We start from the raw sequence: 14,451 nt of genomic DNA, 5'->3' as shown, positions 1-14,451 counted from the left end.
CGTTAACAGGCAGGGAGAAGCAGGCCTAAGGGGCGTTTTGGATACTCTGACGGGATAAGATCATAATGCAAAAAGGGCTAACCTTGCGGTTAGCCCTTTTCAGAATGTGGTCGGCGAGAGAGGATTCGAACCTCCGACCCACTGGTCCCAAACCAGTTGCGCTACCAAGCTGCGCTACTCGCCGAATGCGGAGCGCATCTTACTGCTGAGGTGCGCCCCCGTCAATCCCTTATTTTCAAAAAGCCATTCAACTGGCGATATTCTCGCCAGGGCAGCTACTGCGCGGCTTTTACGCTGTTATCAGGGAGTTTACACCAGTTGTTGTTTTCGTTAATCCCACCATTCGGTGAGGTATAGCCGAGACAACCCATAATGGTGTCGTACAGCTCAACGTGACGACGCGGCACCTTCATCTCCGCCTCTTTTTTCAGCTGAGCAAACATCTTCGCCTTCTCCGGATTTTCAAGATACTTATCCGACATCCACATGATCATCGGCACGCGGAACTGCTCCGGCGGTGCCAGCTTGCGCGGCGTACCGTGCAGGTGCTCTTTCTCATTGATGGATTCACCGTGGTCTGCCGCGTAAATCACAATCGCTTTTTTATCGCGCAGCTGGTCGATCACCCGGCTCAGGAAGGTATCCACGTACAGCACCGAGTTATCGTAGGCGTTGATCAGCTCCTGCTTGCTGCAGTCTTTATTAATGCCCACGCACTCAGGCTGCCACTTCGCAAAATCACGCGTGTAGCGCTGGTAATAGCTGTAATGCGACCCTTTGGTATGCAGAATAACCAGATGCTTACCCTGCGGATGGTTCTTGAGGGACTGCGACATCTCTTCCAGCAGCAGCATGTCGTCGACGTTTTTACCGCGGTTACGCGGCTCGGCGCCAATCTGCTCGCGGTACGCGATGTTATCTGCAAGGGTGTTGGTGTAGAACCACATCTCACTTTGCATCGCAAACAGGTCAGAGCTAAACCCAAGCTGCTTCAGCACGGCAAACACGTTCTGCTCTTTCAGCGTGCGTTGCGGGTTATCGCTTGCACCGCCTTCACGCACAAACATACAGCGCAGCGAGAGCTTGGTTGCGGTATCGCAGGAGTAGCCACGGTAAGCCACCAGGTTTTTCTCCTGCGCCAGCTTTGGCGTGGTGTCCCGGTTATAGCCGAGAATACCCATATGATCCCAGCGCGTCGTTTCGCCGATGACGAAGACGACGTACGTATCATCAATCCCGTCGGCTGGCGGCTGGTAGGTGAATTTTTTCGTTGGATTGATCAGCGATTTCACATCACTGGATTCGTCCGCCTGCGCCCAGGCATACAAACCTAACGCTGACAGCCAGTTAGACGGCAAATACGAGTTTGCCACCACGCCGCCATAGCTTGGCATATCCACGCCCGTCGCTTTTTCAACGCGTTTTTGCTGCGTTTCCATCAGGCGGATTGGCGCCCATACCAGCAGACCAGCCAGCAGGACAACGACGATATTGCGGATCCGCTGTCCACGCGTGCGCAGCTGGCGTAACAGCGTATAGCGGCACGTATTGTTCCAGATAAAGAACAGCGGTATCAGACAGGTTAAAACTGTCCAGACGATAAAGCCTTTCCCTACCACCTCTTTCGAGAGATCGATATCCGTGGTCATCACCGAGGCAACGATACCGTACCCAATGACCACGTTCATAAAGGTCATGTAATAGCTTGCGGCGGCGGAAATAATCACCACCAGCGAGGCCAAAATTTGCCAGGTACGTCGGCCAAAAAGGGACAGCAGGCGTAAGAGGAAGAAGGTAGCGAGGACGGAGCCGAACACTTCAATGGCGGCAAAAATACCATTACTCACGGTAAGGTGTTCAAAATAACCTTCCACTCTTCTGAACAGTACCGCGCCATTCAGAAATAATCCGATATAGACAGCCAGCATCAGACACAATCTTTGCTGGGTAAGAGACCTAATGTATTTCATGCAAACAACCCTGGGGGAAGGGGTATAAAAACCCGACGAATCTCAAAGAGAAAGCGGACAGAGTACGTAAATGCGTAAGGAAGCGTTATTAGAAACGTCTACAAGCGCGATAAGTAGACCACAGCGGGAGAGAAAAGTGGCAGCAGAGAGTGTGATCGGTATAAATTTTTACAAAATATCGAGACGGGAAGCGTCTCGCATAAAGAAAAAAGAGGCCACAGAGGCCTCTTTCATACAGCTTACGCGTGCGCTTCTTTGAATACTTCACGCTGCGGCTGGCGAATCGTGGTCGAGAGCGCCAGCGAGATAATCAGCAAGGCAAATATGACGCAGAAGGTCACGTAGAACCCGCCGAACAGAGAGGCAATCAGCGAGCCGCAGATACTGCCGATCCCGAAGCCAAGATAGATAACGCCGTAGTTTTTCGCCAGATTGTTCAGGCCAAAGAACTCGCTTACCAGTGACGGGAAGACGGTAATCGTGCCGCCGAAGTTAAAGGCCACGCAGGCAATCGCCGCAAAGAAAGTGGCTTCATTCAGCGGAGCGAACAGCAGCGCCGCCATGCCGACCAGCGAAACCACCTGCCCAATCGTAATCACACGGATACGGGCAATTTTGTCAGACAGAATACCGAGCACCAGACGACCGGAGAGGTTGGCAATGGAGATGACCGTCACCGCATTCGCCGCCGTGGCCGCATTCAGCTTCACCATCCCCTGTGCGATATCCTTCGCCACGCCGATGACATACAGTCCGCTCATGCAGGCCGTCAGGAACATCACCGCCAGCATCCAGTACTGCGGTTTACGCATGGACTGCGCGAGAGTGAAGTCGTTCTCTACCACGCCGTTAACGGATTTGACCTCCTGCTGCGGCGCATCGGTCATCAGCGTGGCGCCGAACAGAATCATCACCAGCACGATTGCGCCCCAGATCATAAAGGTGTTTTCGAGGCCAACGGACGCCAGCAGATGGGAGTCGATAAATTTGAACCCGAGGCTGCCCAGGCCATAGGAGCCGATGGCGAATGCGGAGATGAGGCCTTTACGCTCCGGGAACCACTTCACGCAGTTCGACAGGGTCAGCAGGTAACCTGCGCCATCGGCCAGACCCACCAGCACGCCGGCGCTCAGCCACAGCATCATCAGGTTGCTGGAATGCGCCGTCAGGAAAAAGCCCAAACCCAGCAGAATGCCGGACGCCATGGTCACACGCTTCACGCCAAAACGCTCCTGCAGCTTGCCCGCGACGGAAGACGAAATCGCCAGACCCAGGCTCAGCAGACCAAAGGAGAACGCAACCTGGCTGACCGGCGCGCCGAGTTTGTCGGAAAGCGCGCTGTTAAACAGGCTCCAGGTATAGACCGACCCCAGCGCAAACTGGGTGACGATGGTGCCAAAGAGCGTGAGCCAGCGCGTGCGGTTATAATTTGATGTGTTCATGGCAGTCGTCCTGCAAGAGAAATTAAGGAAGTTCGCTGAGGACAACGATAAACAAAACCTTAATACGCCTGGGGTAAAACGGCATGAAATGCAGGCGGAACGGAATGAAATGCCTGGAATCGGGAATGAATGGCCTGGCCCGGGAATAAAGCGACAGCGTGTTAGTATCCGCTATCGCTGTAAAGCCCGTGGTTATTGTATTCTAGATGTTATCGTAACGTTTAAAAAAGTAACAACTCTAGAAATTTGCGCTAACGCCGAGGGTGTATAAAAACTCCTCACCGGTGGTGGTGTGCTCCCCCTGAGCCAGCGACGCATAGGCCGCCACGTGCGTATTAAAAGGAATATCCGTTCCCACGGTGACGTCCATCCAGCTACCGTTTTGGGCAGGGGATGGCGTTTGCGGCATGCCAAACTGCGATTTCCACTGGTTTTCACCAAACTGCTGGTTATAGCTAATCTGCGCCCACGGACGGAGATCGCCGTACTGGGTATTCACGCGCCACCCCAGCGTGCTGACGCTGGCATGCCAGAGCGGGTCGGTGATTGCCTGCGTCGACGCGCTATCACCAAACTCGTTGATCATCATGGGAGCCGTGCCGTCGTATCGCCACGCCACCACCGGACCGGTGGTGATACGCGCTGAAACCGGAAAATTCCAGCCCACGCTCATCGTCCCCTCCGGCGTGCTGCCAGACGGTATATTCAGGGCAAGACCCGGCGCGTTTTGCGAAGACTGAATACGCTCAGCCAGAATATCCTCATAACGCGGTTGGTGATCCGCGTCCCATGTATAGCGTTCCGCCGTATTATTTTGGGCGTCTGAAACGATATATTCCTGTTGCCAGGCAGACGCTGTATTACAAAAAAACAGGCAGGCTGAAATCCCCACCAGGCCAGAAGCAGCATGGCGACCACTGATTTTTTTTATCATCATCAACGCGACCCCAGAGAGAGCCGAATTCGGCGATATTTGTCGTTATTCAGGAAGAGCTTATAACCCTTGTATTAACTATTGTCTTTATAGTAAACACGTCAAGCCAGTCAGAATGAAAATTTTGCGAAATCAGTATCAATAAGGGAGATGACGGATGGAACGTTGCGGTTGGGTGAGCCAGGATCAGCTTTATATCGACTATCACGATCGGGAATGGGGCGTGCCGGAAACGGATGGCAAAAAACTCTTTGAGATGATCTGCCTGGAGGGCCAGCAGGCGGGGTTGTCCTGGATTACGGTACTGAAGAAACGCGAAAACTACCGCAACGCCTTCCACCAGTTCGATCCTGTCGCCGTCGCCGCAATGACCGATGAAGATGTGGAACGCCTGGTGCAGGACGCCGGTATTATACGTCATCGCGGTAAGATCCAGGCCATCATCGGTAACGCACGCGCTTACCTGGCAATGGAGCAAAACGGCGAATCATTTTCAGATTTTGTCTGGACGTTTGTGAACAACGATCCGCAGGTCACCCAAGCCGCCACGCTCGCGGAAATCCCGGCCTCTACCCCGGCCTCGGATGCGCTCTCGAAGGCCCTGAAAAAACGCGGCTTTAAGTTTGTCGGTTCCACCATCTGCTACGCCTTTATGCAGGCCTGTGGCCTGGTCAACGACCACGTTACCGGCTGCTTCTGTCATCCGGGAGGCCATCATGATCCGCAAATGGCAAAGTGAGAATACCGCGCCGCTTTTGAGCCTGTGGCTTGAAAGCACCACGGAAGCGCATCCGTTTATCGAGCCGGGTTACTGGAAAGAGAACGAGGCCATGGTGCGGGACGTTTACCTGCCGTCGGCGGAAACCTGGGTCTGGGAACAGGATGGCGAGCCATACGGATTTATCAGCGTGATGCAGTCTCAGTTTGTCGGCGCGCTGTTTGTCGCACCGTCATGCATCGGGAAAGGCATCGGGCGCGCGCTGCTGAACCATGTTCAACAGCGCTTCCCGCATTTAACCCTGGAGGTATATCAGAAAAATGTGCGGGCGGTGAATTTCTACCATGCTCAGGGCTTTCGCATTGAGGACAGCGCCTGGCAGGATGATACCCAGCACCCGACGTGGATCATGAGCTGGCAGGCGGATCAAACGCCGTTAAGGTAAGCTCGGGTCCCTGATATTTTTCTACCCAGGCCAGCGCCGTGTTCCCTGCGCAGCCATTCCCCAGCTTCGAGCTGGGGAGATCTTTGGTCAGCACGTTAACCGCCCCGTTTTTACAGATCCCTCCCTCGGCGGGCTCAAGGTCGGGCCATGCGCCCTGATGAATGCAGATCACGCCCGGTTTAATTCCGTCGCTCACCACCGCCCCTGCCAGCACCTGCCCGCGCGAGTTCCAGACGCGCACCACGTCGCCGTCCGCAATCCCCCGGGCTTTCGCATCGAGGGTATTCAGCGTGATCGGCTCTCGCCCGGCGACCGCATACTGCTCGCGCAGAGACGTATAGTTAAGCTGGCTGTGCAGACGGTGCGCGGGATGCGCAGATAACACCTGCAGCTGTTCCGGCTGGGCGTTGCCGTGCCACTCGTCCGGCTCGAGCCACATAGGGTGTGGCGGGCAGTCGGCATAGCCAAAGCTGGCGATGCGCTCGCTGTGGATCACGATCTTTCCGCTCTCGGTTTTCAGCGGGTGGTTCTCGGGGTCGCGGCGGAAATCGGCAAAACGGACAAACTTCGCGTTCTGTTCGCTCTCCGGCATCTCGACGATCTGGTTCGCTTCCCAGAATTCGGCAAATGGCGGAAGCGTCACGCCCTGCGCCGCGCCGCGCTGGCCGGCAATCTGGTAGAAGGTTTCCAGCCATTGCAGATCGCTTTTCCCCTCGGTAAAACGCTCGCGACCGCCCGCTTCCCACAGCTCGCTCAGTTCAGCAAACACGTCAAAATCATCACGCGCTTCGTCTCGCGGGGCCACTACGCGCTTCATCGGGACCATATGCTGGTTGCTGTAGTCGCCGGTCATGGTGAGATCGTTACGCTCAAACGAGGTGGTCGCTGGCAGCACAATATCTGCATGCTTAGCCGAGCCGGTCCAGAAGCACTCGGAAATCACCACCAGCTCCGGCTTCTGCCAGGCGCGGATCAAGCGGTTGGTATCCTGATGGTGCGTGAAGTTCGACCCGCCCGCCCACCATACAAATTTAATGTCCGGGAAGTGGCGGTCCAGACCGTTGTGCTGATAGAAACCGCCCGGGTTTTCCAGGGCTTCAACAATACGCGCCACCGGGATTTTATCCACGGCATCGACGCCGCCCTGCACCGAGCCTTGCAGAGACGCCAGCACCGCCGCTTTACGCGTCGGGTTACCGCCGTTTGCAAAGTGATAGGAGAGACCAAAACCCCCGCCCGACGTGCCGATCTGCCCAAGCATTGCGGCAAGCGTTACCAGCATCCAGTGTTTTTGCTCGCCAAACTGCTGACGCTGCATTCCCCAGCCGGACATTAACATCGTGGTATTTTTATGGAACAACGCCGCCAGTTCGCGGATTTTCTCCGCAGGTACGCCGCAAATATCTGCCGCCCACGCTGCCGTTTTCGCCACCCCATCGGATTGGCCCGTCAGGTAGTCGGCGAATTTATCGAAGCCGGTGGTACAGCGCGTCAGGAATTCAACATCGTGCCAGCCGTTTTCTACCAGCGTATGGGCGATCCCCAGCATCATCGCCACGTCGGTGCCCATATGGGGGGCAATCCACTCGGCGCTATCGCCGAAGAAATCCATGGTTTCAGAGCGCATCGGGTCAATGCAGATGATGCGCTTGCCGCTTTTGCGCAGCGCGTCGAAATACCCAATCCCCTGCTCGTCGCTGGCATTCCAGGCAATTTTCAGCGTATTGAGCGGGTTGGCGCTCCAGAGCACCACCACGTCGGTATGCGCCAGCACCAGCGGCCAGCTGGTCTGCTGCTGGTACACTTCGTTCCCCCCTACGACGTACGGCATGATCGCCTGCGCCGCGCCGGTGGAGTAATCCCCGAGATGGCCGGTATAGCCTCCCGCCAGGCTCATGTAGCGCTGCAGCAGCGTCGAGGCCTTGTGCAGCACGCCGTTCGAACGCCAGCCGTAAGATCCGGCAAAAATGGACGACGGACCGTAAGTGTCGCGAATTCGCTTATGCTGGGCGTGGATCAGCGCCAGCGCGTCATCCCAGCTCACGCGAACAAACTCATCCTGACCGCGGATCCCCTGCGGTTTATCCGGCGAGGCCAGAAAACCTTTACGCACCATCGGCCAGCGCACGCGCGTTTTGCTGTGCACCTGATCGCGAACGACGGTCTGTAACGAGTTGGGATGTTGGGTTGGCAGTGCCCCGCGGGACGACAGAACATTTTCGCCATCGGTTTCGACCAGCATCGGCCCCCAGTGGGCGGCGGTCAGAATGGTTTTCGTTGAGGTGCTCAAGCGTGCGCTCCTGGTTGCGTGCAGGTTTACGGCCTTCTTTCTGAGGCAGTTTATGGTTTGTCACAAATTTCAGAGTTATACCCGGAATTTTCTCCGTATCTGGACGTCATAATCAACTGCCACGCTCGCCGTGGCAAAGAATAAAAAGGATTAAGGAAAGAAGATGAAAAAACGCGTACTCGTTATTGCCGCTCTGGTGAGCGGTGCACTGGCTGTTTCTGGCTGCACAACTAACCCTTACACCGGTGAGCGTGAAGCGGGTAAATCCGGCATTGGCGCGGGTATCGGCTCGCTGGTCGGCGCAGGCGTGGGGGCGCTCTCCTCCTCCAAGAAAGACCGCGGCAAAGGCGCGCTGATTGGCGCCGCGGCGGGCGCGGCGCTGGGCGGCGGCGTTGGCTATTACATGGACGTGCAGGAAGCGAAGCTGCGCGACAAAATGAAGGGAACCGGCGTGAGCGTGACGCGCAGCGGCGATAACATCATCCTGAATATGCCGAACAACGTGACCTTCGACAGCAGCAGCGCGACGCTGAAACCCGCGGGCGCGAACACGCTCACCGGCGTGGCGATGGTGCTGAAAGAGTACAACAAGACCGCCGTGAACGTGATGGGCTACACCGACAGCACCGGCAGCCAGGATCTGAACATGCGTCTGTCCCAGCAGCGCGCCGACGCCGTAGCCAGCTCGCTGATTACCCAGGGCGTTGAAGCCAACCGCATCCGCACCAGCGGCATGGGCCCTGCCAACCCTATCGCCAGCAACAGCACGGCGGAAGGCAAAGCGCAGAACCGCCGCGTTGAGATTACGTTAAGCCCAATTCAGTAGGTAAAAGCAAAACGGCAACGCTCGTTGCCGTTTTTAGTGGTTGCACCCTCTCCCGTGGGAGAGGGTTGGGGTGAGGGCACCAGACCGCACCCTCCGGTAAGCGCAGCGCCACCGGGCAAATTACTTGATTCGTCTGATTTTCCCGTTAAGGTATTCTCACTAAATTCAGGGAAATCAGCGATGAGCAAACCAGCCCGGGCCACCATTAGCGACGTGGCGAAAGCCGCCAAAACCGGTAAAACCAGTATTTCACGCTACCTCAACGGCGAGAAACACCTGCTGTCCGACGCATTGCTGGCGCGTATTGAACAGGCCATTGCCGATCTCGACTACCGTCCCAGCCTCATGGCGCGCGGGCTCAAACGCGGCCGCACCCGCCTTATCGGGCTTATCATCGCCGATATCACCAACCCCTATTCCGTTAACGTCCTCAGCGGTATTGAAGCCGCCTGTCGCGAGAAGGGGTTCACGCCGCTGGTCTGTAATACCAACAACGAAGTCGACCAGGAGCTGCATTACCTCGATCTGCTGCGCAGCTACCAGGTCGAAGGGATTGTGGTGAACGCGGTGGGCATGCGGGAAGAGGGTTTAAACCGCCTGCAGCAGTCCTCCCTGCCCATGGTCCTCATCGACCGTAAAATCCCGGAATTTGCCTGCGATGTGGTCGGGCTGGATAACACTCAGGCCGCCACGACCGCCACCGAGCATCTGATCGAACAGGGCTTCGAGGCCATTCTGTTTCTGAGTGAACCGTTAGGGATGGTCAATACCCGTCGCGAGCGCCTGAGCGCATTTCGCGCCACGCTGGAGCGATATCCCGGCGTGATCGCCGAAAATGCCGAAACGCCGCTTCACGAAGCCGACCAACTTGATAACACCCTGCGCCAGTTCCACACGCGCCATCGCGGGATGCGCAAAGCCGTTATCTCCGCAAACGGGGCGCTGACGCTTCAGGTCGCCCGCTCGCTCAAGCGCATTGGCCTGCACTGGGGCAGCGATATCGGTCTGCTGGGGTTTGATGAACTGGAGTGGGCGGAGCTGGCGGGCGTCGGCATTACGACACTCAAACAGCCCACCTGGCAGATTGGCTATGCTGCTGTTGAACAAGTGGTTCGCCGCATTGAAGGCACCAGCGATGCCGTTCGCGAGCAGGTCTTCTCCGGCGAGCTGATCGTTCGCGGCTCCACGGCGCGTTAATTTTCCCTTGTGATACCGATCATAAATTCGACATCCTGACCTTTTCTTTGGAACCGGTTCCATCTAGCGTAATAGTATTGATATGTTGCGATGGAGTCCGAAGATGGGCAGGAAAATTATGGTGGTCACCGCCGCGTACGGTGCGGAACAGGTGCGACAGGCAGGCGGTCAGCGGGCGATGCTTCCCGTTATTGCAGGCGCAGGGGCAGACGGCGTGGAGATCCGCCGGGAACTGTTCAGCAGCGAAGAGCTGCTGGCGCTGCCTGCGCTGGGAGAATCTATTGAGCTGCTCGGCCTGCTGGCGTGCTACTCCGCCCCCGCCGCCCTGTTTATGCCCGACGGCACCCTCAACCCGGATCTGACCCGCTATCTCTCTGAGGCCAGCACCCTGAACGCCCTGTGGCTGAAGGTTTCCCTGGGCCATTTCCGCGACGCGCAGCCTCTCGACGCCCTGCGTACCCTGCTGAACGCAAGCGGCATGGCGCTGGTCGTGGAGAACGATCAGACCGACTGCGGACAGCTCGCGCCGATGCAGCGCTTCCAGGCCGCCTGTCGGGAAATGGCATTGCCCGTCACGCTGACCTTCGACATGGGCAACTGGCTGTGGGTCGGTGATTCCCCCGAAGAGGCCGCGCGTAATCTGGCCCCTGCGGTGAGCTATATCCACGTGAAAGCCGCCGTGCCGCATAAAGATAACTTCCGCGCCGTGGCGCCGGACCACGCTGATGCGCGCTGGCTGGATCTGCTTGGCCAGCTGCCTGCCGATGCCCCGCGCGGTATCGAGTTCCCGCTGGAAGGGACGGATTTAACCGCCGTTACCCGCCATTACGTCAACCTGCTGCGCGAGGAGTAAGCCATGCACAAGACGCTGGATGTCATCACGATCGGCGAGGCCATGGCGATGTTTGTCGCCACCGAAACGGGCGAGCTGAGCGCGGTAGAGCACTTTATCAAACGCGTGGCGGGCGCAGAGCTGAACGTCGCAACCGGCCTGGCGCGTCTCGGCCTGAACGTGGGCTGGGTCAGCCGCGTGGGGGACGATAGCTTTGGCCATTTCGTTCTCGACTCGCTGAAAAAAGAGGGGATTGATGCCGCGGGCGTCACCCTTGATGCACGCTTCCCTACCGGCTTTCAGCTTAAATCTAAGGTCGAAAATGGAACCGATCCCATCGTTGAGTATTTCCGTAAGGGATCGGCCGCAAGCCACCTCTCAGTGGCGGATTACCACGCCGACTATTTCGCCTCCGCGCGCCATCTGCACCTCAGCGGCGTGGCGGCAGCGCTGTCTGCCAGCTCGTATGAACTGCTGGATCACGCGGCAGCCACTCTGAAAGCCCAGGGAAAAACGATCTCTTTCGATCCGAACCTGCGCCCGGTGCTGTGGAAAAGCGAAGCGGAAATGGTCGAGAAGCTCAACCGTCTGGCGTTCAGAGCGGACTGGGTTCTGCCGGGCCTGAAAGAAGGGATGATCCTGACCGGCGAAAGCACACCGGAAGGCATTGCCGATTTCTACCTGAATAAAGGAGTAAAAGCGGTGGTGCTGAAGACCGGCGCCGATGGCGCATGGTTTAAGACGGCCGACGGCCAACAGGGCGCGGTCGCGGCGGTCAAGGTTGAGAACGTGGTCGACACCGTCGGCGCGGGCGACGGTTTTGCCGTGGGCGTGATTAGCGCCCTACTGGAAGGCAAAACGCTGCTGCAGGCCGTGGCGCAAGGCAACAAGATTGGCTCGTTGGCCATCCAGGTGCAGGGCGACAGCGAAGGATTACCAACGCGAGCAGAGCTTAACGAATAAACATCCCCCTCACCCTAACCCTCTCCCCAGAGGGGCGAGGGAATGACTTGCTCCCTCTGGGAAGAGGGCCGGGGTGAGGGGCATAAATCGCACTCAGCAAAACAAGCCACCGTGTACCCTACAGACAACGGCGGTAACAACCTCAACAACAGAGGCAAGCCTATGAACAGTTCGACCAATGCAGTAAAACGCTGGTGGTACATCATGCCAATCGTGTTTATCACGTACAGCCTGGCATACCTTGACCGTGCCAACTTCAGCTTCGCGTCCGCGGCGGGGATTACAGAGGACCTTGGCATCACCAAAGGTATTTCCTCCCTGCTGGGTGCCCTTTTCTTCCTGGGCTACTTCTTCTTCCAGATCCCCGGCGCGATTTACGCGGAACGCCGCAGCGTGCGTAAGCTGATCTTCGTCTGTCTGATCCTGTGGGGCGCCTGCGCGTCACTGACCGGCGTGGTGAACAATATTCCTGCCCTGGCCGCCATTCGCTTTATCCTCGGCGTCGTTGAGGCGGCGGTCATGCCGGCGATGCTGATCTACATCAGCAACTGGTTTACCAAATCCGAACGCTCGCGCGCGAATACCTTCCTGATCCTCGGTAACCCGGTGACGGTGCTGTGGATGTCGGTGGTGTCTGGCTACCTGATCCAGTCCTTCGGCTGGCGCGAAATGTTTATCATCGAAGGGGTCCCGGCAGTGATCTGGGCATTCTGCTGGTGGGTACTGGTAAAAGATAAACCTGCCCAGGCGAAATGGCTTTCCGAAGACGAAAAAGCGGCGCTGCAGGCGCAGCTAGATAAAGAACAGCAAGGTCTGAAGGCGGTACGTAACTACGGTGAAGCCTTCCGCTCGCGCAACGTGATCCTGCTCTGCGCACAGTACTTTACCTGGAGCATTGGCGTGTACGGCTTTGTGCTGTGGCTGCCGTCGATTATCCGCAGCGGCGGCGAAAACCTCGGCATGGTAGAAGTGGGCTGGCTCTCTTCCGTACCGTATCTGGCCGCGACCATCGCCATGATCGTCGTCTCCTGGGCGTCGGACAAGCTGCAGAACCGAAAATTGTTTGTCTGGCCGCTGCTGCTGATCGCTGCTTTTGCCTTTATCGGCTCGTGGGCCGTGGGTGCAAATCACTTCTGGGCCTCTTATACCCTGCTGGTGATCGCCGGTGCCGCCATGTATGCCCCGTACGGTCCGTTCTTTGCCATCATCCCGGAAATGCTGCCGCGTAACGTCGCGGGTGGCGCGATGGCGCTGATTAACAGTATGGGTGCGCTGGGGTCGTTCTGCGGCTCCTGGTTCGTCGGCTACCTGAACGGTGCCACCGGCAGTCCGTCCGCATCGTACATCTTTATGGGGGTGGCGCTTTTCGCCTCCGTGTGGCTTACTCTGATTGTTAAGCCTGCTAATAATCAACAACACCCTGTCGGCGCACGCCACGCCTGAACCCTTAAAAATCAACGGAGATTAGCATGAAGCCGTCCGTCATTTTGTACAAAGCACTGCCGGAAGATCTGCAGAAACGCCTTGAAGAACACTTCACCGTCACGCAGGTGAAGAACCTGAGCCCGGAAACCGTGGCGCAGCACCCCGAAGCGTTCGCCAGCGCCGAAGGCCTGCTGGGTTCAAGCGAGAAAGTGGATGTCGCCCTGCTGGAGAAAATGCCGAAGCTTCGTGCTACCTCTACCGTTTCCGTGGGTTACGACAATTTCGATGTGGATGCCCTGAACGCCCGCAAGATCCTGCTGATGCACACGCCCCATGCCCTGACGGAAACCGTGGCCGATACGCTGATGGCGCTGGTACTCACCACGGCCCGTCGCGTGGTGGAAGTGGCAGAGCGCGTGAAAGCGGGGGAATGGACAAAAAGCATTGGACCGGACTGGTTCGGCGTGGACGTTAACGGCAAAACGCTGGGCATTGTTGGCATGGGGCGTATCGGGCTGGCACTGGCGCAGCGCGCGCATTTTGGTTTTAACATGCCGATTCTGTATAACGCGCGCCGTCATCACGGTGAAGCCGAAGAACGCTTCAACGCCCGCTACTGCGAGCTGGATACTCTGCTGCAGGAAGCCGATTTTGTTTGTCTGGTTCTGCCGCTGACGGACGAAACGCGTCATCTGATTGGCAAATCCGCATTTGAAAAAATGAAGAAATCCGCCATTTTCATCAACGCGGGTCGTGGCCCGGTGGTAGATGAGAAGGCGCTGATTGAAGCCCTGCAGAACGGTGAGATCCATGCCGCAGGTCTGGACGTGTTTGAACAGGAGCCGCTGCCGGTGGACTCCCCGCTGCTGACAATGCCAAACGTCGTCGCCCTGCCCCACATCGGCTCAGCCACCCATGAGACGCGCTACAACATGGCGGCCACTGCGGTCGATAACCTTATCGCCGCCCTAAGCGGAAAGGTGGAGATAAACTGCGTGAACCCGCAGGTGCAACAATAGAAATGAAAAAACCCGCCAGAAGGCGGGTTTTTGAATTTTGTGCTACTGGGTTGGAAGCTTACAGGCTTACAACGTTACCAGCTGCTGGGCCTTTAGCGCCGCTTTCGATGGTGAAGGAAACTTTCTGACCTTCATCCAGAGATTTGTAGCCATCGTTCTGGATAGCAGAGAAGTGTACGAACACGTCTTTAGAGCCATCGTCAGGAGTGATGAAGCCGAAACCTTTATCAGCGTTGAACCATTTTACCAGACCAGTCATTTTAGCAGACATAGAAATTACCTTATTAACAAATATATTGAGCCTTCCGGCTTGATGGATTGCGTTACAGATTTTTAAGCGATGAAGGAAGGGTCACAACGAAGGGTATCTATGGATAACAATCTGGACTG

At 57.0% G+C, this 14,451-nt stretch carries 13 protein-coding genes and 1 tRNA gene; 8 read left to right on the top strand and 6 right to left on the bottom strand.

Going from position 1 to position 14,451, the window contains the following annotated elements:
* Nucleotides 1-107: 107 nt before the first annotated feature.
* The 4 genes from LBF07_RS12345 to LBF07_RS12330 all read right to left on the bottom strand — a co-directional run bounded on the left by LBF07_RS12345 (nucleotide 108) and on the right by LBF07_RS12330 (nucleotide 4,349).
* Nucleotides 108-184, bottom strand: a tRNA-Pro gene (locus tag LBF07_RS12345).
* 91 nt (nucleotides 185-275) lie between these two features.
* Nucleotides 276-1,970 carry a kdo(2)-lipid A phosphoethanolamine 7''-transferase gene (eptB, locus tag LBF07_RS12340; protein WP_039261186.1) on the bottom strand — a complete coding sequence of 565 codons (1,695 nt, stop codon included), beginning with the start codon at nucleotides 1,968-1,970 and terminating at the stop codon, nucleotides 276-278.
* Nucleotides 1,971-2,209: 239 nt separating this feature from the next.
* Nucleotides 2,210-3,412 carry an MFS transporter gene (locus LBF07_RS12335; RefSeq protein ID WP_094935111.1) on the bottom strand — a complete coding sequence of 401 codons (1,203 nt, stop codon included), beginning with the start codon at nucleotides 3,410-3,412 and terminating at the stop codon, nucleotides 2,210-2,212.
* A 238-nt stretch (nucleotides 3,413-3,650) separates the two neighbouring features.
* The gene (locus LBF07_RS12330) at nucleotides 3,651-4,349 is read right to left on the bottom strand and encodes an autotransporter domain-containing protein (RefSeq protein ID WP_094935109.1); all 699 of its coding nucleotides are present in this window, start codon (nucleotides 4,347-4,349) and stop codon (nucleotides 3,651-3,653) included.
* 154 nt (nucleotides 4,350-4,503) lie between these two features.
* On the opposite strand from LBF07_RS12330, the gene tag reads away from it, so the two are divergent.
* Nucleotides 4,504-5,085, top strand: a complete 582-nt coding sequence (tag, locus tag LBF07_RS12325; protein ID WP_024909083.1) for a DNA-3-methyladenine glycosylase I — start codon at nucleotides 4,504-4,506, stop codon at nucleotides 5,083-5,085.
* Entirely contained in the window at nucleotides 5,063-5,509 is a 447-nt protein-coding gene (locus LBF07_RS12320; protein ID WP_032661790.1) for an N-acetyltransferase, read from the top strand. The genes tag and LBF07_RS12320 overlap by 23 nt, the downstream gene beginning before the upstream one ends.
* On the opposite strand, the gene LBF07_RS12315 is transcribed toward LBF07_RS12320, so the two are convergent.
* Nucleotides 5,472-7,751, bottom strand: coding sequence for a molybdopterin guanine dinucleotide-containing S/N-oxide reductase (locus LBF07_RS12315; protein WP_232926330.1), 2,280 nt, complete (start codon nucleotides 7,749-7,751; stop codon nucleotides 5,472-5,474). The genes LBF07_RS12320 and LBF07_RS12315 overlap by 38 nt on opposite strands.
* A gap of 211 nt (nucleotides 7,752-7,962) precedes the next feature.
* Between LBF07_RS12315 and LBF07_RS12310 the strand changes: the two genes are divergently transcribed.
* From LBF07_RS12310 to ghrB, 6 genes are all read left to right on the top strand, one after another.
* Nucleotides 7,963-8,625 (top strand): OmpA family lipoprotein, encoded by a 663-nt coding sequence (locus LBF07_RS12310; protein WP_024909080.1) that lies wholly within the window; start codon nucleotides 7,963-7,965, stop codon nucleotides 8,623-8,625.
* A gap of 180 nt (nucleotides 8,626-8,805) precedes the next feature.
* Entirely contained in the window at nucleotides 8,806-9,822 is a 1,017-nt protein-coding gene (locus LBF07_RS12305; RefSeq protein ID WP_039261180.1) for a LacI family DNA-binding transcriptional regulator, read from the top strand.
* 103 nt (nucleotides 9,823-9,925) lie between these two features.
* Nucleotides 9,926-10,675, top strand: coding sequence for a sugar phosphate isomerase/epimerase (locus LBF07_RS12300; RefSeq protein WP_064673783.1), 750 nt, complete (start codon nucleotides 9,926-9,928; stop codon nucleotides 10,673-10,675).
* Between the two features lie 3 nt (nucleotides 10,676-10,678).
* Nucleotides 10,679-11,617 (top strand): sugar kinase, encoded by a 939-nt coding sequence (locus LBF07_RS12295; protein WP_094935107.1) that lies wholly within the window; start codon nucleotides 10,679-10,681, stop codon nucleotides 11,615-11,617.
* A gap of 162 nt (nucleotides 11,618-11,779) precedes the next feature.
* Nucleotides 11,780-13,060 (top strand): MFS transporter, encoded by a 1,281-nt coding sequence (locus tag LBF07_RS12290; RefSeq protein ID WP_048980837.1) that lies wholly within the window; start codon nucleotides 11,780-11,782, stop codon nucleotides 13,058-13,060.
* A 26-nt stretch (nucleotides 13,061-13,086) separates the two neighbouring features.
* Complete coding sequence (gene ghrB / locus LBF07_RS12285; protein WP_094935106.1) at nucleotides 13,087-14,061, top strand: glyoxylate/hydroxypyruvate reductase GhrB; 975 nt, start codon at nucleotides 13,087-13,089, stop codon at nucleotides 14,059-14,061.
* 58 nt (nucleotides 14,062-14,119) lie between these two features.
* Here ghrB and cspA read toward each other — a convergent pair whose 3' ends face one another.
* Entirely contained in the window at nucleotides 14,120-14,332 is a 213-nt protein-coding gene (gene cspA, locus LBF07_RS12280) for an RNA chaperone/antiterminator CspA (RefSeq protein WP_003860775.1), read from the bottom strand.
* Between the last annotated feature and the right edge of the window lie 119 nt (nucleotides 14,333-14,451).

The sequence above is a fragment of the Enterobacter cloacae complex sp. ECL352 genome, from assembly GCF_020149545.1.
Lineage (GTDB): Bacteria > Pseudomonadota > Gammaproteobacteria > Enterobacterales > Enterobacteriaceae > Enterobacter > Enterobacter asburiae_B.
The sequence above is the reverse complement of the archived record's forward strand: the minus strand, read 5'-3'. Positions and strand labels throughout refer to the sequence as shown.

Coding starts and splice junctions, on each gene's coding strand:
- LBF07_RS12305 (WP_039261180.1), top strand. CDS start 8,806: ATGAGCAAACCAGCCCGGGCCACCATTAGCGACGTGGCGAAAGCCGCC.
- LBF07_RS12310 (WP_024909080.1), top strand. CDS start 7,963: ATGAAAAAACGCGTACTCGTTATTGCCGCTCTGGTGAGCGGTGCACTG.
- LBF07_RS12290 (WP_048980837.1), top strand. CDS start 11,780: ATGAACAGTTCGACCAATGCAGTAAAACGCTGGTGGTACATCATGCCA.
- LBF07_RS12335 (WP_094935111.1), bottom strand. CDS start 3,412: ATGAACACATCAAATTATAACCGCACGCGCTGGCTCACGCTCTTTGGC.
- ghrB (WP_094935106.1), top strand. CDS start 13,087: ATGAAGCCGTCCGTCATTTTGTACAAAGCACTGCCGGAAGATCTGCAG.
- LBF07_RS12320 (WP_032661790.1), top strand. CDS start 5,063: ATGATCCGCAAATGGCAAAGTGAGAATACCGCGCCGCTTTTGAGCCTG.
- LBF07_RS12295 (WP_094935107.1), top strand. CDS start 10,679: ATGCACAAGACGCTGGATGTCATCACGATCGGCGAGGCCATGGCGATG.
- LBF07_RS12315 (WP_232926330.1), bottom strand. CDS start 7,751: ATGCTGGTCGAAACCGATGGCGAAAATGTTCTGTCGTCCCGCGGGGCA.
- LBF07_RS12300 (WP_064673783.1), top strand. CDS start 9,926: ATGGGCAGGAAAATTATGGTGGTCACCGCCGCGTACGGTGCGGAACAG.
- eptB (WP_039261186.1), bottom strand. CDS start 1,970: ATGAAATACATTAGGTCTCTTACCCAGCAAAGATTGTGTCTGATGCTG.
- cspA (WP_003860775.1), bottom strand. CDS start 14,332: ATGTCTGCTAAAATGACTGGTCTGGTAAAATGGTTCAACGCTGATAAA.
- LBF07_RS12330 (WP_094935109.1), bottom strand. CDS start 4,349: ATGATGATAAAAAAAATCAGTGGTCGCCATGCTGCTTCTGGCCTGGTG.
- tag (WP_024909083.1), top strand. CDS start 4,504: ATGGAACGTTGCGGTTGGGTGAGCCAGGATCAGCTTTATATCGACTAT.